The sequence below is a fragment of the Cryptosporangium minutisporangium genome (genome assembly GCF_039536245.1).
Lineage (GTDB): Bacteria > Actinomycetota > Actinomycetes > Mycobacteriales > Cryptosporangiaceae > Cryptosporangium > Cryptosporangium minutisporangium.
In genome coordinates, this window is record NZ_BAAAYN010000054.1 from 22,173 (window position 1) to 42,652 (window position 20,480).

The 20,480-nt window shown below is 70.6% G+C and carries 22 protein-coding genes; 9 read left to right on the forward strand and 13 right to left on the reverse strand.

Going from position 1 to position 20,480, the window contains the following annotated elements; genetic code table 11:
* The first annotated feature begins 4 nt into the window (after window positions 1–4).
* Both ABEB28_RS36090 and ABEB28_RS36095 read left to right on the forward strand, forming a co-directional pair.
* On the forward strand, window positions 5–2,572 hold the full coding sequence (locus ABEB28_RS36090) for a lysylphosphatidylglycerol synthase transmembrane domain-containing protein (protein WP_345732772.1): 2,568 nt from the start codon (window positions 5–7) through the stop codon (window positions 2,570–2,572).
* Window positions 2,573–2,813: 241 nt separating this feature from the next.
* Entirely contained in the window at window positions 2,814–3,236 is a 423-nt protein-coding gene (locus ABEB28_RS36095; protein ID WP_345732773.1) for a hypothetical protein, read from the forward strand.
* Window positions 3,237–3,260: 24 nt separating this feature from the next.
* Here ABEB28_RS36095 and ABEB28_RS36100 read toward each other — a convergent pair whose 3' ends face one another.
* Window positions 3,261–4,424: an 8-amino-7-oxononanoate synthase gene (locus ABEB28_RS36100; protein ID WP_345732774.1), complete on the reverse strand. Its 1,164-nt coding sequence runs from the start codon at window positions 4,422–4,424 to the stop codon at window positions 3,261–3,263.
* Window positions 4,425–4,840: 416 nt separating this feature from the next.
* On the opposite strand from ABEB28_RS36100, the gene ABEB28_RS36105 reads away from it, so the two are divergent.
* Window positions 4,841–6,316, forward strand: a complete 1,476-nt coding sequence (locus ABEB28_RS36105; protein WP_345732775.1) for a sensor histidine kinase — start codon at window positions 4,841–4,843, stop codon at window positions 6,314–6,316.
* Window positions 6,317–6,599: 283 nt separating this feature from the next.
* Here ABEB28_RS36105 and ABEB28_RS36110 read toward each other — a convergent pair whose 3' ends face one another.
* Window positions 6,600–6,848 (reverse strand): WhiB family transcriptional regulator, encoded by a 249-nt coding sequence (locus ABEB28_RS36110; RefSeq protein WP_345732776.1) that lies wholly within the window; start codon window positions 6,846–6,848, stop codon window positions 6,600–6,602.
* Between the two features lie 542 nt (window positions 6,849–7,390).
* Window positions 7,391–8,341 (reverse strand): diacylglycerol/lipid kinase family protein, encoded by a 951-nt coding sequence (locus ABEB28_RS36115; protein ID WP_345732777.1) that lies wholly within the window; start codon window positions 8,339–8,341, stop codon window positions 7,391–7,393.
* Window positions 8,342–8,375: 34 nt separating this feature from the next.
* Between ABEB28_RS36115 and ABEB28_RS36120 the strand changes: the two genes are divergently transcribed.
* A complete protein-coding gene (locus tag ABEB28_RS36120) occupies window positions 8,376–8,837 on the forward strand; it encodes a hypothetical protein (protein WP_345732778.1) in 462 nt (153 codons plus the stop codon).
* 32 nt (window positions 8,838–8,869) lie between these two features.
* On the opposite strand, the gene ABEB28_RS36125 is transcribed toward ABEB28_RS36120, so the two are convergent.
* The 4 genes from ABEB28_RS36125 to sodN all read right to left on the reverse strand — a co-directional run bounded on the left by ABEB28_RS36125 (window position 8,870) and on the right by sodN (window position 11,938).
* On the reverse strand, window positions 8,870–9,901 hold the full coding sequence (locus tag ABEB28_RS36125; RefSeq protein ID WP_345732779.1) for a SigB/SigF/SigG family RNA polymerase sigma factor: 1,032 nt from the start codon (window positions 9,899–9,901) through the stop codon (window positions 8,870–8,872).
* On the reverse strand, window positions 9,898–10,308 hold the full coding sequence (locus ABEB28_RS36130) for an ATP-binding protein (RefSeq protein ID WP_376981711.1): 411 nt from the start codon (window positions 10,306–10,308) through the stop codon (window positions 9,898–9,900). Before ABEB28_RS36130 ends, ABEB28_RS36125 begins: the two co-directional genes overlap by 4 nt.
* A gap of 563 nt (window positions 10,309–10,871) precedes the next feature.
* Window positions 10,872–11,492, reverse strand: coding sequence for a histidine phosphatase family protein (locus tag ABEB28_RS36135; RefSeq protein ID WP_345732799.1), 621 nt, complete (start codon window positions 11,490–11,492; stop codon window positions 10,872–10,874).
* A gap of 41 nt (window positions 11,493–11,533) precedes the next feature.
* Window positions 11,534–11,938, reverse strand: coding sequence for a superoxide dismutase, Ni (gene sodN / locus ABEB28_RS36140; protein WP_345732780.1), 405 nt, complete (start codon window positions 11,936–11,938; stop codon window positions 11,534–11,536).
* 132 nt (window positions 11,939–12,070) lie between these two features.
* Between sodN and ABEB28_RS36145 the strand changes: the two genes are divergently transcribed.
* Window positions 12,071–12,466, forward strand: a complete 396-nt coding sequence (locus ABEB28_RS36145; protein ID WP_345732781.1) for a S26 family signal peptidase — start codon at window positions 12,071–12,073, stop codon at window positions 12,464–12,466.
* Between the two features lie 185 nt (window positions 12,467–12,651).
* Window positions 12,652–13,851 carry an NAD(P)-dependent malic enzyme gene (locus ABEB28_RS36150; protein WP_345732782.1) on the forward strand — a complete coding sequence of 400 codons (1,200 nt, stop codon included), beginning with the start codon at window positions 12,652–12,654 and terminating at the stop codon, window positions 13,849–13,851.
* A 208-nt stretch (window positions 13,852–14,059) separates the two neighbouring features.
* Here the strand turns inward: ABEB28_RS36150 and ABEB28_RS36155 are convergent, their stop codons facing one another.
* Complete coding sequence (locus ABEB28_RS36155) at window positions 14,060–14,323, reverse strand: cell division protein CrgA (RefSeq protein ID WP_345732783.1); 264 nt, start codon at window positions 14,321–14,323, stop codon at window positions 14,060–14,062.
* 208 nt (window positions 14,324–14,531) lie between these two features.
* Here ABEB28_RS36155 and ABEB28_RS36160 point away from each other — a divergent pair, with 208 nt between their 5' ends.
* A complete protein-coding gene (locus tag ABEB28_RS36160) occupies window positions 14,532–15,713 on the forward strand; it encodes an alkane 1-monooxygenase (protein ID WP_345732784.1) in 1,182 nt (393 codons plus the stop codon).
* A complete protein-coding gene (locus tag ABEB28_RS36165) occupies window positions 15,710–16,351 on the forward strand; it encodes a TetR/AcrR family transcriptional regulator (RefSeq protein WP_345732785.1) in 642 nt (213 codons plus the stop codon). Before ABEB28_RS36160 ends, ABEB28_RS36165 begins: the two co-directional genes overlap by 4 nt.
* A gap of 12 nt (window positions 16,352–16,363) precedes the next feature.
* On the opposite strand, the gene ABEB28_RS36170 is transcribed toward ABEB28_RS36165, so the two are convergent.
* A complete protein-coding gene (locus tag ABEB28_RS36170; protein ID WP_345732786.1) occupies window positions 16,364–16,879 on the reverse strand; it encodes a flavin reductase family protein in 516 nt (171 codons plus the stop codon).
* Between the two features lie 35 nt (window positions 16,880–16,914).
* Between ABEB28_RS36170 and ABEB28_RS36175 the strand changes: the two genes are divergently transcribed.
* The gene (locus ABEB28_RS36175; protein ID WP_345732787.1) at window positions 16,915–17,856 is read left to right on the forward strand and encodes a zinc-binding dehydrogenase; all 942 of its coding nucleotides are present in this window, start codon (window positions 16,915–16,917) and stop codon (window positions 17,854–17,856) included.
* A gap of 51 nt (window positions 17,857–17,907) precedes the next feature.
* On the opposite strand, the gene ABEB28_RS36180 is transcribed toward ABEB28_RS36175, so the two are convergent.
* The 4 genes from ABEB28_RS36180 to ABEB28_RS36195 form a co-directional block, all read right to left on the reverse strand.
* A complete protein-coding gene (locus ABEB28_RS36180; protein ID WP_345732788.1) occupies window positions 17,908–18,642 on the reverse strand; it encodes a hypothetical protein in 735 nt (244 codons plus the stop codon).
* Window positions 18,643–18,754: 112 nt separating this feature from the next.
* On the reverse strand, window positions 18,755–19,483 hold the full coding sequence (locus ABEB28_RS36185; RefSeq protein ID WP_345732789.1) for a hypothetical protein: 729 nt from the start codon (window positions 19,481–19,483) through the stop codon (window positions 18,755–18,757).
* 75 nt (window positions 19,484–19,558) lie between these two features.
* On the reverse strand, window positions 19,559–20,296 hold the full coding sequence (locus ABEB28_RS36190) for a hypothetical protein (protein ID WP_345732790.1): 738 nt from the start codon (window positions 20,294–20,296) through the stop codon (window positions 19,559–19,561).
* A 4-nt stretch (window positions 20,297–20,300) separates the two neighbouring features.
* Entirely contained in the window at window positions 20,301–20,477 is a 177-nt protein-coding gene (locus ABEB28_RS36195; RefSeq protein WP_345732791.1) for a DUF6104 family protein, read from the reverse strand.
* Window positions 20,478–20,480: the final 3 nt, after the last annotated feature.

Genomic DNA, 20,480 nt, shown 5'->3' on the forward strand with positions numbered 1-20,480 from the left:
TGCCATGACGACGTCGGGGCGCTCGGAGTCGCCGGCCGCGCAGCAGCGCGTCGCCGGCCCTGAGCCGACGGAGCCGACCGAGCTGACGGGGCCCACTGAGCTGACGGGGCCCACTGAGCCGACCGGGCTCTCTCCGTCCATCGACGACACCGTCGCCGGTTCGGTCCGTGAGGACGGATCCGGCCCGGGCGGCGAACCACCGCCCGCCGACGGGGCGCCGACGATCGAGGCACCCGAACCGCCTCGCCGCATCCACCGCCCCCTGGACCTGGTCCGGCTCCTCGTCTCGATGGCCGGCCTCGCGGTCGCGATGCTGATCGGTGCCTTCACCACGAACACGGTGGCCGGCATCGACGCGGACGTCACCGCAGCCACCGCCCCGCTCCCGACCGCGCTCGACGTTCTCGTCACGACCGGCTCCGGCCTGCTGATGCTCGCCCTGCCCGCCGTCATCGTCGTCGACCTCCTGATCCGCCGGCGACTGCGAGTTCTGGCGGACGGCACACTGGCCTTCCTCGCGTGCCTTGCCTGGGTGGCCGCGCTGCAGTCGGTGCTACGCCAGATCGGCAACGCGGACGCGCTCGCGGCGTCGCTCACCGCGGCCCAGGCCGCCGCCCCGGACATCACCGGATTCAGCGCCGGGGTCGCCGCGATCGCCACGGTCGCGCAGATCGGGCGCCAACCCCGGCTGCGCGTGCTGGCCGGCGTCGTCTTCGTGCTGTTCGGACTGGCCCAGGTCACGCTCGGTGCGACCGCGATCGCGGTGCTGATCTCGCTGCTCATCGGCCGCGTCGTCGGCATGTTCGTCCGGTGGGCGGCCGGTACCAACCCGTCCCGGCCCAGTCCCCGTGCGGTCGTGGCCGAGCTGCGGCGAGCCGGCGTCGAGTTGGTTTCGCTGCGCCCTCGCCACCTGGACATCGACGATCCGGTGTTCTTCGACGCGGTCGACCGCGACGGGCGCGCGCTCGTCGTCCACGTGCTCGATCGCGACCACGAAGGCGCGGGTGTCCTGCAGGCGGTCTGGCGTACGGTCCGGTTCCGCGAACCGGCCGGCCGGAAGGCCCTCGTGTCGCTGCGCCGCGCGGTCGAGCACGAGGCGCTGATCAGCGCTGTGATGGCGGCGGCGGGCGCGCGCGTGCAGGGCATGGTCGCCGCGGTGCCGGTGGAGCCGGACGCCGTCGTGCTGGCCTATGAGGACGTTCCCGGTCCCTCGCTCGACGAGATCCCGCTCGAGCAGTTGGACGACGATCGCCTGGGCGCCGTCTGGGGGCAGGTGCTGCTGCTGCACCGTCGGGCGATCGCGCACCGGGGCCTGGTCGGGCAGAACGTCGTGTTCCCGCCGGACGGCGGCGCCGGACTCCGGTTCAGTGGCGCAGGGCTGATCGCGGCGCCGGTCACCGCCCTGCGTATCGACCTCGCGCAGCTGCTGGTCACGCTCGCGCTCAAGGTCGGCGTCGACCGGGCCGTCGAGAGCGCGTTGCGTGCGCTCGGCACCGAGCGGCTGGCCGGGGCGGTGTCGGCGCTGCAACCGGTGGCGCTCGGCCGGACGAGCCGGCAGGCGCTGCGCCGCGACAAAGGTTTGCTCGACACGCTCCGCGACCGCGTGTTGGACGTGATCGGCACGGCCCCGCCGGAGCCGGTCCGCTTGGAACGCCTCCGGCCGCGGACGATCATCTCGGTCGTCGCGCTCACCGCGGCCGCCTACGTCCTGCTCGACCAGATCGCGGGCCTGGATCTGGTCGCGGTGATCAGCGCGGCGGACTGGCGGTGGCTCGCGGTCGCCGTGCTGCTCGGCGCCGTGCGGTTCGTCGGCGCGGCCGTCGCCCTCACCGGCTTCGTCGCCGAGCGTCTCCGCTTCGCCCGGACCTTCCTCGTCCAGGTCGCGTCGTCGTTCCTCGGGCTGGTGGCGCCGGCCGGCGTCGGAGGTGCGGCGCTCAACGTCCGGTACCTGCAGCAGGCGGGCGTGCCAGCGGCCGCGGCGGTGGCCGCGGTGGCGCTCTGGCAGCTCGGAACGGTGGCGGTGACCGTGCTGCTGCTCATCGTCGTCGGCCTGGTCGCCGGGAATGACCAAGCCCGCTCGCTCGAGGTGCCGGACAGTGCGCTGATCACGCTCGGGGTCATCATGGCGATCGTCGCCGCGGTATTCATGATTCCGGTCGGCCGGCGGTTTCTGCTGGCCCGGCTCCGCCCGTATCTCGCCCAGATCACGCCGCGGCTGGCGAGCGTCTTCACCCGGCCGGCCCGCCTCGGCGCCGGGGTCTTCGGAACGATCCTGCAGTCGGTCGCGACCGTGCTGGTGATGAGCGCCTGTATCGAGGGCTTCGGTGGGTCGCTGTCCTGGTCGGTCGTCGCGGTCGTCGTGCTCGCCGGGACCGCGTTGGGTTCGGCGGCGCCCACACCCGGTGGCCTCGGAGCGGTCGAGGCCGTGCTGTCGGCCGGCCTCACGGCGGGTGGCCTCGACGGCGCCACCGCGATCTCGTCGGTTCTGCTCTTCCGCCTGCTGACGTTCTGGCTGCCCGTGCTGCCCGGTTGGCTCGCGTTCACGTTCCTGAGCCGCAAGCAATTGGTCTAACCCGGGCTTCTGCGACCGACGGGCCCCGTGGGATCAACGAGGCCAGAGGTAATTCGGCGCCCGATTTCTCATGGTCATTAGTTGCCTTGTGCATGATGCATAGTTCAGGCATGCTATTTGCAACTCATCGATCGCATCACTATTGCTGCGGCTTGATCGCAGAGAATTGCGGCGGTAGGAGGGTAGCGAGTAGCAACGGCGCTGCGTGGGTTCCGGAGCCGGGTCGAGTGGGGGTGGCGACATGAACGCGGAGGCGTGGATCGGCCTGGTGACGGCGGTACTCGCGGTCGTGACGATCCTGGTGATGTACCGCCTGTCCCCGCGTGCACCGGACGGTCCGCGCTTCGCCGTGCTGCGTCGGCCCACTGATGCCGGGTGGTCGATCACCGCGCACAACACGGGCCGCACCGAGGCGCCGCTCGCCTGGTTCGAGCTGGTCGCCGATCCGACGGGTCGGGCCGCCGCGATCGACCCGGGCACCGCCGCCCGGGTGCCCGCCGGAGGAACGCTCCATGCCGAGGTGCGGCGCGCCGACCGGCCCGGTGGGCTCGGCGTGGAGCTGTGCTGGCTCGACCGCGGCAGGGAGGAGCACCGATCGTCGGTGCCGCTGCCGGAGCCCGAGCAGCCGGTCGGCAAGAGCCGCCGTCTCCGCCGCCCTTCCTGAGGAACCGGTCCCCGACGCTCCGGCTCAGTGACGGGAGGGGATGCGCAGGCTCCGGGCCACCATGGTGAACGCGCGAGCGGCCAGTGCGACCTCGGCGTCCGACAGATCAGCGCGGGCGGTGAGTCGCAGGCACGCGCGGCCCTCGGGGACGGAGGGCGGGCGGAAGCAGCCCACCTTGAGTCCGAACTCGGCGCAGATCGCCTGCGCGTGCAGCGCCGCGTGTGGATCGCCGATCGTCACCGACAGCACGGCGCCGTCCGGACGGGTCACCGTCAGCCCGGCCGAGCGAGCCGCCCAGGCCAACTCGCTGGCCCGGGCGCGGACCGTGGCCACCAGCTCCGGCGTGGACGCGAGGATCCGGAGCGCGGTCAGCGCCGCGGCTGCGGACGCCGGCGCGAGGCCGGTGTCGAAGATGAACGGCCGGCCGCGGTCGATCAACTCCTGGATCACTTCCGACGCCCCGAGGACGGCGCCGCCCTGCGAACCCAGCGATTTCGACAGGGTCACGGTGCGGACGACGTCCGGCTCGGCGGCCAGCCCCGCGGCGTACACCGCGCCCCGGCCCCGGTCCCCGACGACGCCCAGCGCGTGCGCCTCGTCGACGACGAGCAGGGCACCGTAGTTGCGGCACACGGCGTGCAAGTCGGGGAGCGGTGCGAGATCGCCGTCGACGCTGAACAACGCGTCGGTGACCACCACGGCGTGCTCCTCGGCCCGTCCGGCCAGCGCCCGTTCGACCGCGCCGACGTCTCGGTGCGGCGTGATCGACACCCGCGACCGGGACAGCCGGCAGGCATCCACGATCGAGGCGTGGTTGACGGCGTCCGAGACGACCAGCACGTCCGGGCCGCCGAGAACGGTCACTGCGCCGAGGTTGGCCAGGTACCCCGACGAGAAGACCAGCGCGTCCGGGGCCCCGGCGAACCGGGCCAGCGCGGCCTCCAGGTCGGCGTGCAGCACCGTGGTGCCGGTGACCAGCCGGGATCCGGTCGCGCCGGCTCCCCAGGTCAGAGCCGCAGCCGCCGCCGCCGAGACCACCCGCTCGTCGCGGCTGAGCCCGAGGTAGTCGTTGCCGGCGAGGTCGACCAGGCCGTCGCCACCCACCGGCCGCGGTCGCAGCCGCCGGGTCAGTCCGGACACGGTCCGGACGGAGTACGCGTCGCGGAGACGCTGCAATGGATCGCTCACGGAAGGTCGGCGCGCGGTATGTCGCGGCGCGGGGCCGTTCGCGTCGGTGCTCCGGACATGCACCGCACCTTTCCTCTCGGCCGGACGGAGACTCCGCGTCCGGTTCCTCACTTGCCTTATAGCCGCTGCCTGCGGTTATGCCCCGTGGTCCGGAGTCTGGCACAAAGCTGCCGCGAGCCGGGACGAGTCGCGTGGATCCATTACCGAGCAGTAGCGCGGACCACCTCCCGATTGCGGGCTGCGACCAGGGGCGCACCCTCCGAAGGGAGGATCAGCGCGGGCGCGGAGCGAACTGTCCGTTCGGATGACCGGTTTGTGACGCCGCTGCGGGCGCTGCGGGGCCCTGTTCGGTGGTTGGGGCGGTCGGTCGTGACGCCGCTGTGGGGACTGTCGGAGGGGCGTGCCATATTTGGGCCGTGTCGACGTTGCGGGATCTGGTGGAGGAGCACACCTCCCTCTCCGGTGAGGATCTCGAGCACCTGCACCGTCTCGCCGGCGACTGGCAACTGCTCGCCGACCTGAGCTTCGCCGACCTTCTGCTTTGGTTGCCGGTCGCGGAGAGCGGCTTCCTCTGTGCGGCGCAGGTCCGCCCGACGACGGCGCCGACCGCCTACCACGACGACATGGTCGGCAAGATGGCGACCGGCTCGGTGGTCGATCAGCTCTCCACCGCGATGATCGAGCGCCGGATTTGGCGCGAGGGTGACCCGGTCTGGCACGACGGCGTCCCGGCTCGGCAGGAGGCGATCCCGGTGCGCCGCGGCGATCGGGTGATCGCGGTCGTCGGGCGGGTGACGAACCTGGCGGCGACGCGGGTGCCGAGCCAGCTGGAGCTCAGCTACCTGCAGGCCGCCGACGATCTTTGCCTGATGGTGGCGGGTGGCACGTTCCCGCCGCCGCCGGCCGAGGAGAAGACGGCCTCGGCGCCGCGGGTCGGTGACGGCTTGGTCCGGCTGAACTCGCTGGGCGTCGTGACGTACGCGAGCCCGAACGCGCAGTCGGCGTACCGACGGCTGGGGCTGGCCGGGGACATGGTCGGCGAGGAGCTCGCAACGCTGACCCGGAGCCTGGCGACCGACCCGCTCGACGGCGGCGAGGTCTGCGCCCGTATCCAGGCGGCGGTCCACGGCGAGGTGAAGGGCCGCACCGAGGTCGAGGCCCGCGGCGCGACCGTGCTGATCCGGGCGCTGCCGCTGCTGCCGGACGGCACGCCGATCGGTGCGCTGGTGCTGGTCCGGGATGTGACCGACGTCCGTCGTCGGGACAAGGCGCTGGTCACCAAGGACGCGACAATCCGGGAGATCCACCACCGGGTCAAGAACAACCTGCAGACGGTGGCGGCGCTCCTGCGGCTCCAGGCACGCCGGGTCGGCTCGACCGACGCTCGGGCTGCGCTGGAGGAGTCGGTGCGCCGGGTCGCGTCGATCGCGCTGGTGCACGAGACGCTGGCGTCGTCGCTGGACGAGACCGTGGACTTCGACTCGATCGTCGACCGGGTGATCTCGATGGTGGCCGAGGTCGCGGCGCCGGAGTCGCGGGTGCTGGTGCGGCGGGTCGGTTCGTTCGGTGTGCTGTCGGCGCAGATCGCCACGCCGCTCGTGACGGTCGCGACCGAGCTGGCGCAGAACGCGGTCGAGCACGCGTACGGCCCGGGGGAGACCGGCGAGGTCATCGTCGCCGCGCACCGGTGGCGCGGCCGGCTGCACGTCCGGATCACCGACAACGGCCGCGGGTTGCCGGAGAACTTCCAGTTGGACAGCTCCGAGCGGCTCGGCCTGCAGATCGTTCGGACGCTCGTGACGGGGGAGTTGAACGGAACGCTCGAACTCCGCCCCCGCGCCGACGGCGGCACCGAGGCCGTCCTCATCGTCCCGCTGATCCCGTCGAGGTAGGCCAGCGCGTCCGCCGCGCGGGCCGCGCGGTGGTACGGGCGGATTTTCGGGAAGCCAACCCCTGCGGGCGGGCGCCGAGGTGGTCTTTCGGGAACCCAATCTCGGGGCGGCGGCGCGTGGGCGGATTTTCGGGAACTCAGCCGCGGCGGTGGCGGGCGCGGCTCGGCGCGGCGGGCGTGCGCTGGGCGGGAACTTCGCGCGGGAGCTGGCGGGGCCGGAAACGTAACCGGCCCGGCTACCCCCGTAGCTGGGGTGCCGGGCCGGTCAGGCTCGTGCGAAGGTTTCAGGCGGTGCGGGCACGCTGCCGGTTGCGACGCTTGAGCGCCCGGCGTTCGTCCTCGCTCATGCCGCCCCACACGCCGGCGTCCTGACCCGACTCGATCGCCCACTGCAGGCAGGCCTCAGTGACCGAACAGCGGCGGCAGACGGCCTTCGCTTCTTCCACCTGCAGCAGCGCCGGCCCGGTCGTCCCGATCGGGAAGAACAGCTCGGGGTCCTCGTCGCGGCAGAGGGCGCGGTGGCGCCAGTCCATGCCAATTCTCCTTGTATCTGATCTCGGGTCGCCGTCCTTGCCCACACCGAGCCTGACGGCGACTGGAGCTCACGTGTGGTGTTGCTTGTGAATGCTTTCACGAACAGCGGCTATGTCAAGGGGTTGTGAACCTTATTTAGACCGGCCGTGAGCCGACTCACCTGCGGTTAGATCGGACAATACGCTAGTAACGGTGTACTTCACCCTCATATGAGGCCCAAACCGCGGCGAGAGTTACGCTCCGCCACCACCGTCCGCGTCCGTGCCGCTCAGCGTCAACACATGGCGTGTTGAAGTGCTCAGCATCACGGTTGTCGGTTGACCACCCTGAACCGCGAGAGAGTTCCCGGCTGAACCACTACGGCCGATCCGGTCGGTAACGCCCCTCACTGTCATGAACGCTCATGCGGCGGGGGGTTCCGCACTTCTTAACGCCTAAAACGCACACGCACGAGGAATTTTTAAGGTCCAGCCGTCGGTGTGCGCGGACAACACCGTCCGGTCATCCGAATAAGCGGACGGTGGTTGGACGAGAGTGTGTCTCACACCACGACGCGGAGCGCATGCGGCACACCGGCGAACCGGAGCTCGGTGAGTTCACCGAGGTAGTCGCCGTCCACCTGTGCGGCGAGCGGGGTGTCCGAACGCAGGACGAACCCGGAGAGGTCATGGCGGCGGACTATCTCGCGACCGCGCGGATCGGGCTTCGAAGAAAGAATCTGCTGAACCGTCCGGAGTGTGCTCGGCAACCGGAGCGCTCGTGCCGCCAGGAAATCCAAACCGGCGTCGAACGAGGCTTCCGGACAGGGATTCACCGGACGTGGCCCCAAATAGGTCCATGGTGAACAGTTCTGCACGATCACCGCGGCGAAGCGTCCGCTCGGCTCTGTCTCGGAATCGACGCCGTCCGACGGCGGAGCGTCCAGTTTCAGTTCGATGCTCGACATCGTCCGCTCCGGACCGCGGAAGTACTGGGCCACCGCCGACCTCACGTACAGCCCCGGCGTCGCGGTCTTGCCGTTGCTGCGGGCCCGCTCGACTCGGCCGACCACCGCCGCGTCGAGGCCGTAGCCCGCGCAGAAGATGAACCAGCGATCGTTGACCCGGCCGAGCCCGATCGTGCGCCGACGGTTCGCCCGGAGGGCTTCCAGGAGTAGTCCGGTGGCGTCCACCGGATCGCGCGGCCCGCCGAGTGCGCGGATGAACACGTTCGCCGACCCGCCGGGCACCACGCCGAGTGCAGGCAGGTCGCCGCTCGGACCGTCGACGAGCAACCCGTTGACCACCTCGTTGACCGTGCCGTCGCCCCCCAGGGCCACGATGACGTCGAACTTCTCGCGGGCGGCGCGGGTCCCCAGTTCGATGGCGTGGCCGCGGTGAGTGGTCTCCGCGACCTCAAGGTCGAGTTCGGTCGAGAGCGCTGACACCAGCACCTCACGAGTGCGTGGCCGAGTGGTCGTGGCGGTAGGGTTGACCACCAGAAGTGCACGCATGGTGGCGACTCTACTTGTCGGTAGGCTTGAGCTTGTGACAGACCGTCCAGACCCCGCTGTCGAAGCCGCCGAAGTCGACGCGTCGGGCCCGGGAGGCGCCGGTGCGACTCCGGACGACGGCCCGCTGACGCTGCGCGTGGGCGTCCTCGTGCTCTGGATTCAGGCGGTGCTCGTTGCCCTGCTCGCGGTCGCCGAGATCGTCGGCCTGATCCGCGACGGCACCGACCAGCTCGAGTGGGCGGCCTGGATCATCGCCGGCCCGTTGGTGGCGGCAGGCGCGTTGTTCGTCGCCGGGCGGCTGCTGGTCCACCGGCGCCTGGCCGGCCGGGGATTGGCCGTCGCGCTCCAGCTGTGCGCGATCCCGGTCGTGTTCTTCATGGTGACCGGCGACAGCGATACCTGGGTGAAGGTGCTCGGTGGGCTGATCGGTGCGTCGGTCGTCGCCTGCGTCGCGCTCATCGTGGCCCCGGCGTCCCGACAGGCCCTGAACGCCTGATCTGCCGGTTACTGGGGGTCACGAAACGGTCACTACTCTGCGTGCCCCAGACCCTCACGCAAGTGTGCCAACGTCCGGCTGAGCAACCGGGACACGTGCATCTGTGAGACGCCGATCTCTGCCGCAATTTCCGATTGGGTCATGTTCGCGAAGAATCGGAGCGCGAGGATCTGCCGCTCGCGCGGGGTGAGCCGGCTGAGCAGCGGCCGCAACGACGCCCGGTGCTCGACGTTCTCCAGTGCGGCCTGCGCATCCCCGGCCGCCGGGTGGGCGGCGCCGCCGGGGGAATCGTCGGCCAGCTCGACGTCGAGCGAAACGGTCGTGTAGGCGTGCGCGGATCCGATCGCCTCCAGGACCTCTTCCTCGGTCAACTGGGTGTACCCGGCGAGCTCCGCGATCGTGGGGGACCGAGACAGTCGGCCGAACAGGTCGCCGGTCGCCCGGGAGACCGCCAGCGTGTGCTCCTGCATGCGCCGGGGAACGCGGATCGCCCAGCCGCGGTCGCGGAAGTGGCGTTTGACTTCGCCGACGACGGTCGGGGTCGCATATGTGGAGAATTCGACCCCGCGTTCGAGGTCGAAGCGGTCCACGGCCTTGATCAGCCCGATCGTGGCGACCTGGATCAGGTCGTCCATCGGCTCGCCGCGCCCGGCGAACCGCCGCACCAGGTAGTGCGCGAGCGGCAGATGACGGCGGACCAGCTCGTCCCGATGCGTCCGCCACTCCGGGCTGCCGGGCACGCAGGCCTGCAGGCGCCGGAACAGCTCATGGGAGGCGTAGCGGTCTCGCTCCGCCCCGGTGAGCACGACGTCGGACGTGTCGCCGGAGTCGGTCGAGTCGGCCACCGACGCCTGGCGTCGCAGCGGCGCGCGTCGCAGCGGCGGGCGCTCGTCGGTCGGCCCCTCGTCGGTGGTGCGGTCGTCGACCGGACCGGCCGGAACGGGCACCCGGGACGGGTCGTGCTGGGTCGGTTCGCTCCGTCCGGCCCGACGACGGGCTGGACGCACCACCGGGTCCGAGGACGGGTTGCGGCTCGCGGAACCCGGGCGTCTCGCGCTGGTCACGAGGCGCGGCTCCGCCGCTTGACCAGCCCGATGGTGAGCTGGTCGTTGCTGACCTCGGCGTCCACCTCGCCGGTCAGGGCGGTGAGCACCTGCCAGGCGAACGTGTTCTGCGGGGGCAGACTGCGGCGGACGCCAGGGAGCGTCACGGTGACGGCGATCTCGTCCGGGGTCAATGTAAAACGGCAGTGCAGTTCCGAGTCGGGGAGCTCTTCGCCGTTCAGCAACATCGCGCAGGCCTCGTCGACCGCGATGCGCAGGTCCTCGATCTCGTCGAGCGTGAAGTGCAGGCGGGCGGCGAGACCGGCGGTGGCGGTACGCAGTACGGAGAGGTACACGCTGTTGGCCGGCAGGGTCAGCAGGACGATGTCCGGGCCGCCCTCCACACGCCCACCCTCCACGCTGCTCAGCCCTTTCGTGGCGCTGGGTTGGTCCGTGGCGTCGGGCGCGGCCATGCTTCCCGGCCGGTCCGTCGAGCTCGGCGCGGTGGTGAGCCCGGCGGCGGGGTCGCCCGGGGCGCGCGAGCCAGGGACGTAGCCGGCGATCGGCACGTCCGGAGTGGGTAGTAGAACGCCCGAGCTCGACGCCTGGCCGGCCGCGGCGCCGCCGCGGTGCTGCGCTGCCCTCGCCTCCACGCCACCCCTCCCCGTGTGCCGTCGGGGGCCGCGCCCGACCTTGTCACGGTCGCGCTCTGCGGCGCACTCCCGCGAGCGCGACCATGTGCCCGACCTTTCCACGGTCGTGCTCCGACCGTGTGTTTGTCGCGCTATGCGGTGTTCCCCCGCCCGCACTTTACGGCCCGGGACGGTCCGAGGGGAGTCCACACGCGAGTAGCAATCGTGATCGGTGTCGACAGAAGCGCGTGACACGCCCGTAGAGTCTGTTTCCGCGTCGGCGTGTCGCGGATCGGGTCAGCGGCCGGTCGGTCGGACGAGTTCGGCGCCGCCGGGGGAGGCCGCGCGTAAAGGAAAGTTCACGACCAGCTCGCGGGCAGGTTCCACCGACGTACGACCGGGCGGCCGTGCTCGGTGTCCAGGACGCTCACGGTCGCGGTGCTCAGCGCGAACAGCCTGCCCTCGGAGGCGGGCAGTCCGAGCCAACGGGCGGTGAGCACCCGCAGGATGTGGCCGTGCGCGAAGAGGACGACGTGCCCGTCCGGCAGTGCACTCCGCACCCGCTCCAGCACCCGGTCGACGCGGTGGCCCGCCTGTTCGGCGGTCTCCCCGTCGGGTACTGCGCCGGTCCAGACGGTCCAGCCCGGGTCCTGCTCGCGGATCTGCGGCGTCGTGATGCCCTCGTACCGGCCGTAGTCCACTTCACGCAGGTCGTCGTCGATCTGCACGGAGATGCCGGCCAGCTCGGCGGTGTGCTTGGCGCGCTTCATCGGGCTGGAGAGGGCGAGCGCCGGTGCTCGGTTCCCGAGCAGCTCCACCAGCAGCGGCCGCAGTGCGACGGCTGCGGCCTCGCCGACCTCGGTCAACGGGAGGTCGGTCCGGCTCGTGTGCTGTCCCGACTTCGACCACTCGGTCTCCCCGTGGCGAACCAGGTAGAGCGCGGAGTGGTCGGACGGAACGGCAGCGTCGGCCGCCTCCACCGAGGCGGAGGCGGCCGACGCCGTGTCGTCCGTGCTAGGCGTCACGCCTTCTTGGTCTCCCAGAAGATCTCGGCGATCTCGTCGATCTTGCCGAGAAGCTGGTCGGCGACCGCGACGTCCAGCGTGCCCTTGCCGCCGGCTGCGCCGGCCAGCTTGGTGGCCTCGTTGAACAGGGTGTGCAGCTGCGGGTACTTCTCGAAGTGCGGCGGCTTGAAGTAGTCCGTCCACAGCACCCACAGGTGGTGCTTGACGAGCTCCGACCGCTGCTCCTTGATGAGGATGGCCCGAGTGCGGAACACCGGGTCCTCGTTGGCCTGGTACTTCTCGATGATCGCCTTCACCGACTGCGCCTCGATCCGGGCCTGGGCCGGGTCGTAGACGCCGCAGGGCAGGTCGCAGTGGGCATGTGCGACAGTGCGCGGCGCAAGGAAGCGCGGCAACCGCATGGTCTCAGTCCTCCGGTGGGATGATGCGTCCGACGAACGACTACGACCCGAACCCTACTCCCGGTTAAGCGGCGCGCTTTCGACGCGGGCAGGGTTCCCGGACGGTTCCGAGCGGAAGGCCGGTGGTGACGGATGGCCCAGCCGGGCGCCGCACCCACCCCGTCGGAACCCGGAACGGCAGCGGAGCGGTCGCTCGGACGCTCGCGGTGGGTGCACATCCTGGTCAGCGGTCCGTCGATGGTGCCGACGTTGAAACACGGCGACCACATCCTGGTGCGCCGGACCGGCCGCATCCGCGCGGGTGACGTCGTCGTCGGTGCGTTCCCCACCCGCCCTGACCTGCTCGTCGTCAAGCGGGCCGTCCGCCGGGTCGGTGGCGGCTGGTGGCTGGCGTCGGACAACGAGGCGGTCGCCGACGACTCGCGTCGGTACGGTCCGGCCGAGGTCTACGGGCGCGTTGTGGCACGCTGCTGGCCGCTCCGCCGCATCGGTATTCTGACCAGGACGGATCTCGCCGAGACCCAGTGAACAACGCACTGGAGTCCCAGCACGTGGTACACCTGATCGATTCACCCGTGCGAGAATCCTGTGTTATCTCCGGGCGACCCCCGGGTGACGCGACGCCGCACCCACGACCGTGGGGTCATGCCGCACTGCCGGGCGATGAGCCGTGCTCGTCGTCGCCGCCGCACACCCGAAGTCGAGGAGCCCCCGTGAGCGCCCTACCCATCGATCCCTCCGCCCCGGAGGACATCGCCGCCGCCCCAGACCCTGTTTTCGCCGCTCACCGTGGCGGCAAGATGGAGATCGCCGCAACGATCCCGCTCGCCGGCCGCGACGACCTCTCGATCGCGTACACGCCCGGCGTCGCCAGGGTCTGCAGCGCGATCGCCGCCGAGCCGGCCCTCTTCGACGAGTTCACCTGGGCGTCCCGCACGGTCGCCGTGGTGACCGACGGCACCGCCGTGCTCGGGCTGGGCAACATCGGCCCCAAAGCGGCGATGCCGGTGATGGAGGGCAAGGCGGTGCTCTTCAAGAAGTTCGGCGGCATCGACGCGATCCCGATCTGCCTCGCGACCACCGATCCCGAGGAGATCGTCGAGACCGTCGTCCGCCTGGCGCCCTCGTTCGGCGGCATCAATCTGGAGGACATCAGCGCGCCGCGGTGCTTCGCGGTCGAGGCGATGCTGGCCGAGCGTCTGGACATCCCAGTGTTCCACGACGACCAGCACGGCACCGCGGTCGTCGCCACCGCCGCGCTCCAGAACGCGGCCAGACTCACCGGCCGAGCGCTCGCTGACCTCCGGGTCGTCGTCTCCGGGGCCGGCGCCGCCGGTGTCGCGGTGACGAAGATGCTGCTCGCCGCTGGTGTCGGTGACATCGCGGTGGCCGACTCGAAGGGCATCATCCACCTCGGCCGCAGCAACCTCACCCCGGTCAAGAGCGAGCTGGCCGCGATCACCAACAAGAACGGCATCACCGGTTCGCTGGAGGACGCGCTCAAGGGCGCCGACGTGTTCATCGGGCTCTCCGCCGGCAAGGTGCCCGAGTCGGCGGTGGCGACGATGGCGCCGGACAGCTTCATCTTCGCGATGGCCAACCCCGACCCCGAGGTGCACCCGGACGTCGCGCACAAGTACGCCGCGGTGGTGGCCACCGGTCGCAGCGACTATCCGAACCAGATCAACAACGTGCTCGCGTTCCCGGGCATCTTCCGTGGCGCGCTCGACGTCCGGGCGACCGCGATCACCGAAGGCATGAAGCTGGCGGCCGCGGAGGCGCTCGCTGCGGTGGTGGCGTCGGAACTGCGCGCCGACCACATCATCCCGAGTCCGTTCGACCCCCGGGTCGCGCCCGCCGTCGCGGCAGCGGTCGCCGCCGCGGCCCGCAAAGACGGAGTCGCCCGGCTCTGACCGCTGTTGAAGCGCCGCCAGGCGCGGAGTAGTTGCTCGAACCTGGAGCCCGCCCAGAGCGGCGCTGGCTGTCGAGCGCGAGGCCGCCGCGAACCACTGATCCGCCGTTGTCAGGCGCCGCGCGAGGCAGCTTCCGCTGGGCTCGACCTCGCGGTGGTCTCAATGCCTCGCGCTCGCCTGTCAGCGTCGTTCTGGGCGGGCCGTGCGCTCAGACCCTGGACGTGCGGGTGGGGCGGACGTAGTCGGCACCGTGCCAGACCTTCCCCAGCAGGGTGACCACGACGACCAGCCCCACGATGCCGACGTAGTTCCAGGCGCCCAGTGCCTCCAGCGGCGGCACCTCCAGCAGCGTGTAAGCGAGTAGCCACGCCGCACCGAGGAACGTCAGCCCGCTGGTGAGCGCGCCCAGCCACGGAGGGGACGGCTGGCGTCCGGTCGCGGCGTACGGTCCCTGGTTTCCCGCTGCGGTCATGGTCCCTCCGAGGGTGTGGCAGCCGTCACGTGTACCGGAGAGTAGCGCTTGTCGCGGTCAGCGACACAGATCCGGATCGTGACAGTTCCGCTGACATTTCCAAGTCTCTTGTCAGCGCGGGTGATCGCTGCCACAGTCGAGTCAGCGCTTCGATGCCATTGCACGGTGTCGAGGTCCGGCTCCCGCCTCATCGGAGAGGACCCACCACATGACGACCGAAACCAGCAGAGCCACGTGGCGCGACGGTCGCCGGTACCTGTGGCCGTCGGCCATCATGGTTCCGATCCTTCCGTTCTTGAGCTACGGGATCGTGTCGCAGACCGGCGTCGAGGGCTGGTGGTGGCTCACGCCCGGCCTGGTCTTCGTCCTGATCCCGCTGGTCGACATGGTCGGCGGTGACGACGTCGGAAACCCGCCGGAGGACGCCGCGAAGACGCTGCAGGCCGACCGGTACTACCGCTGGCTCACCTACCTCTACCTGCCGCTCCAGCTCGGCGGGCTGGTACTCGGGTCCTGGCAGTGGCAACAGGGCGACCTCGGCTGGGTCGGCCTGCTCGGCATCCTGGTCTCGGTCGGCACCGTCAACGGGATCGCGATCAACGCCGCCCACGAACTCGGCCACAAGCGGGAGAACCTGGAGCGCTGGCTCTCCAAGATCGCGCTCGCGCCGACCGCGTACGGGCACTTCTACGTCGAGCACAACCGCGGGCACCACACCCGGGTGGCGACGCCGGAGGACCCGGCCAGCTCCCGGCTGGGCGAGACGTTCTGGCGCTTCTGGCCCCGCACGGTGTGGGGCAGCCTGCAATCGGCGTGGCACCTGGAGAGCAGCCGATTCACGTTACGGAAGCGCAACCCCTGGACCTGGCGCAACGACGTGCTCAACGCCTGGGTGATGACGCTGGTGCTGTTCGTCGCGCTCACCGTCGCGTTCGGACCCGGGCTGATCCCGTTCCTGATCGCCCAGGCAGTGCTCGGCTTCTCGTTCCTGGAGGTCGTCAACTACCTGGAGCATTACGGGCTGCGGCGGGAGCGCGTCGGCTCGCGCTACGAGAAGGTGGACGAGCAGCACAGCTGGAACTCCAACCGGCTGGTCACCAACATGTTCCTCTACCAACTGCAGCGGCACAGCGACCACCATGCGAACCCGATCCGGCGCTACCAGATCCTCCGCACGTTCGACACCTCGCCGCAGCTTCCGGCGGGCTATGCCACGATGATCGTCGTGGCGCTCTTCCCTCCGCTCTGGCACCGGATCATGGATCCGCGGGTGATCGCCCACTACGACGGTGACCTCGACCGGGCCAACCTGCACGCGCCCGCCCGCGCTCGCCTGCTCGCCCGGTACGGCCCCCGGCCCGGCGGTCAGCTCGCGGCGGACACTCCTTGAGTACGGACGAGTTCGTCGGCGCCGGCTCCTCCGAGGGCCGGCGCCGGTACGTCGAGCGGGCCCGCGCCGGGATGCGCGAGGCCGTGCTCGACGCGGTCGAGGTGCTGGTGCGCGACCGAGGCTGGCAACAGACCCGGATGGCGGACGTCGCCGACGCGGCCGGGGTGAGCAGGCAGACCGTCTACCAGCTGTTCGGCTCGCGCGAGGAACTCGCGCAGCACTACGTGCTCCGGGAGGCCGACCGGTTCCTCGGCACGGTGGAGGACGCGGTCGCGGGCAACGCCGACGACCCCTACGCGGCGGTGGAGGCAGCGCTCGACGCGTTCCTCACCGGCGCGGCCGACAACCTGATGGTCAAGGCGATCCTCTGCGGTGACGGCAGCAGCGACCTCCTGCCGCTGGTCACCACCCAGAGCTTGCCGGTCATCGAGGTGGCGAGGGAGCGGCTGATCGCGGTGATCGACGCGCACTGGCCGACGCTCGCCGAGGGCGACGTGCGGGTGTTCGCCGAGACGATCGTCCGGCTGGCGATCAGCCACGCCACGGTGGCCAGCGGCGACACGTCGCGCGCGGTACAGGACGTCGCCGTGGTCCTGCGCCCGTTCATCGCCGAGGTGTTCGCGCAGGCGTCGTCCTAGCCGTCCGAAGTGCTAGCCGTCCGCAAAGCCCGAGCCGTCCGGCCCGCCCCAGCCGTCCGGCGCGAGTCGGCGATAGCGGCCGTGCGCGAACACCAGCGGGTCGTTCTCGGCGCGCAGCCCGGCCGCGGTGACGCGGCCGGTCACGAACAGGTGGTCCCCGGCCGGACTCACCGACTCCAGCGCGCAGTCGATCCAGGCGATGACGCCGTCGAGCACCGGAGCGGTGGACATCGGAGCGGGACGCCATCCGACGCCCGCGAATCGGTCGGCTACCGCTCCGGCGAACCGGTGGGCCAGCGGCTCCTGGTCGACCCCGAGCATGTTCACGCAGAACGCGCCGACCTGCTCGATCGCCGGCCACGACCGCGAGGTCACCGCGGGGAAGAACCCGACCAGCGGCGGCTCCAGCGAGACCGCGGTGAACGAGTTGATCGACAGCCCGACCGGGCCCGGGACGGTCGCCGCGGTGACGATGACGACGCCGGTCGCGAAGTGGCCGAGCACCTGCCGATACGTGTGACGGTTCACAACCCGATCAGCCTACCCGCCGGTAGTGTCAGGTCGTGTTCGCCGCATACGCCGCACGTATCGATGACGCCGATCCGCTCTCCGCTCTCGAGGTGGGAGACGTACCGGATCCCACCCCGCCGGACGGCTGGGTCGTGGTCGACGTCGTCGCCAGTGCTCTCAACCACCACGATCTCTGGTCGCTGAAGGGCGTCGGCCTGGGCGAGGACGCGCTGCCGATGATCCTCGGCTGCGACGCCGCCGGCCGCGACCCCGACGGTAACGAGGTCGTCGTCTACCCCGTGGTCGCCGACCCGGCGACCGGGAAGACCTCGATCCTCTCGGAGAAGTTCCCCGGGACGCTGGCCGAGAAGGTCGCGGTGCCGCGGGCTTCGCTGGTGCCCAAGCCGGCCGAGCTCTCGTTCGCCGAGGCCGCGTGCCTACCGACGGCGTGGCTCACCGCGTACCGGATGCTGGTCTCCTGCGGGCAGGTGGGGCCGGGCTCGTCCGTCCTGGTGCAGGGTGCCGGCGGTGGCGTCGCGACGGCGGCGGTCGCGATCGGCGTAGCGCTCGGCGCGACCGTGTACGCGACGAGCCGGGACGCCTCGAAGCGGGAGCGAGCCGAGAAGCTCGGCGCGGTCGCGGTGGAAAGTGGTGCTCGGCTGCCCGAGCGCGTCGATTGCGTGATCGAGACCGTGGGTGAGGCGACGTTCGACCACTCGCAGAAGTCGCTGAAGCCGGGCGGCCGGCTGGTGGTGTCCGGAGCGACGTCGGGCCACCTGCCGCGGCTCGACCTGCGTCGGCTGTTCTTCCACAACATCTCGGTGCTGGGGACGTCGATGGGGTCGCCGGAGGAGCTGGCCGGCCTGCTCGCCCTCTGCGCACGCACGGGCCTGCGCCCGATCATCGACTCGACGTTCACGCTCGCGAACGTCCGGGACGCGTTCGCCCACCTGCACGCGGGCGATGTCTTCGGCAAGGTCGTCGTCACGGCGTGAGCGAAGCCGGATCGGGCTCCCGGAGCGAGCCCGATCCGCGTTCGCTCGGGGTCAGGCCTTCTCGAGGTCAGTGAGGATGCCTCGGATGGCGGGCTCCAACGTCTTCTGGGGATCGCCGGCCGCAGTGCTGCCGTGGGCCACCGAGATCAGGTTGTGCCCCACCGCGAACTGGCACCAGGTCAGGTAGACCGGTGTCCCCTCGACCGTGAACGACATTTGGATCGCGGCCTGCTTCTCACCGAGCGCGAGCGGCGTCAACTTTCGCGCGGTCATCCGGTCGGTGCTCTCGTCGTCGGTGACGGTGAACGACGCGCACTCGTCCACGGCCGAGCTCGCCTCGATCGGCAGCCCGCTGTCGGCGGCGTTCGTCCAGGACGCGACTTCGAAGAAAACCTCGGTAAAGCCGGTGGCTTCGGTGCCGTAGCCGGTGCTCTCCACGGCCGCGATCTTCGGCTTGTAGCCGCTGTGGTCGGTCGCGGTCTCGGACCAGAGCCGGGCGCAGGAGGCTGGCTCGACCTTGGATTCGCCGCTGTCGGGAGGGATCGGAGTCGCCTGCCAGCCGCTGCCGGGCAGGTCGGTCACGGCGGGGAGCGCGGCCTTCGCCTCGGCGGCGGTGAGCAGGCGGCCCTCCGGCGCCTCGCTGGGGCTCGGGGAGGGAGAGGTGGACGCCGACGCCTTCCCGTCGGCGGCCGGCTCGGTAGCGGGATCGGAGTCGTTGCTGCACCCGGTGAGCGCGAGAGCCAGGGCACAGGTGACGGCGGCTAAGGCAGCCGAGCGAGTGAACACTCGTTCACGCTACTGAGCAAATGCTGGGAGGGTTAGGGGGCGGGATGCAACTAATTCGCGCGGCGCGGCCGTCCGGAGCGTCGCCCCGGACGGCCGCAGGGCTGCCGGGGTCTCAGGCGGCCTTCTGCAGATCCGCGATGATGGATTCGACGATGGGCTTGTACTCGTTCGCGCGGTCGGTGGACTCAGGGCTGGTCTGAACCATGCTGATCAAGTTGTGGCCGATCTTCGCCTCGAAGACCGTCAGGTAAATCTTGGTGCCCTGGAAGCTGGCGGTCAGGCGCACCGCGGCCTGCTTCTCACCGATCGGCAGCGGGGTGAGGCGCTCCGCGGTGAACTCGAGCGTCGTCCCCTCGTCGGTCGCGGTGAACGACTTGCAGTCGTCGGCGAGCTCGGCCGCGGCGAGCGGCAGTCCGGCGTCGGCCTCGTTGGTCCAGGACGCGACCTCGAACAGCAGCTCGGTCTGGCCGGTCGCCTGGTTCGTGAACTTGACGCCCTCCTTGGCGGCAAGCTTCGGCTTGTAGCCGCCGAAGTCGGTGGAGAGTTCGTTCATCACCGGAGCGCACTTCGCCGGCGTCACGGTCGGGCTGCTCTCCTCCGTGGAGACGGCGGTGGAGGTCCAGCCCTTACCCGGCATCTCGGAGACGGTCGGAAGCGCCGCCTTCGCGTCGGCGGGGGTGAGCAGGCGGCCCTCCGGCTTGTCGGCCGGTGCCGCCGCAGACGCGGAGGCAGCGGGCTTGTCCTCGGCCTCCGCGGGGGAGTCGTTCTCGCTTCCGCATCCGGCCAGCGCGGCGCCGACGAGCGCCGCAGTGGCCACTAACAAACTCGTGCGAGTGAACATGTCGGCGCACCATAGTGGACCTTGCCATCGCAGATTGCACAGGCCCCTGCAACCACTTGTGCACCACGCACAACGTCAGGTGGCCAACCGACCGAACAGCTTCTGCAGGGTCGGCCAGTACGTCCCGAGCGGGTCGTCGAACTCCGTGCCGACGTGGATCATCGTGATCACGTTTCGGTCGACCTTGGCCTCGAACGTCGTGACGTACACGGTGACGCCCTTTACCTGCGTGGTCAGCCGGAACGCGGTCTGCTCGCCACCGAGTGGCAACGGGCGCATCCGCACGGCCTTCCACCGGTACTCCCCGCTCGCGTCTCGGCCGGTGAACGAGCCGCACTGGCCGGCGAGCACGTCCACCTCCTCCGGCTGGACGGTGTCCGCGGTGTTCCGCCAAGACTCGACGAGGAACGTGACCGTGGTCTTGGTCCCGCTCGCCGTCGTCCTGGAGAACGAGATCTCGGACTTGACCGCAGCCCGCCCCCGGTTCCGGTCGACCTCCGGATCGAGCAGCGGAAGGCATACCGGTGGATCGGCCGACGTGGCGCTGACGTAAGTCGAGGGACTCCCACTATTGGTGGTGGTACGCGGCAGGCCGGGGTCGATCGTCCATCCGGCGCCGTCGATCTCCACGATGGATGGCAGTGCCCGCTCCGCCTCGGCCGCGGTCAGTAATCGGCCCTCGCGCGCCTCGGTCGCGGAGGGCTCCGGGGACGCGGTGGCCGGGGGATCCGCGTCCTCGGACCGAAGGAGGCCGCACCCGCCCAGAGCGATGCTCAGGACGAGTGCGGCGGAGGTTGCGAGCCAGGAACGCATCGGGCTATTCGTCGTCCTCGTCGGAGCGCGCGAGATAGGTCGCCAGGCGTTCGATCGGGATCTCGAACTCGGGGTTGAGGTCGACAAAATCGCGGAGTTGCTCGGCGAGCCAGCCGAGCGTCACGGTCTCTTCCCCGCGACGCTCGGCCAGCTCCTCGATGCCTTTGTCGGTGAAGTACACGCC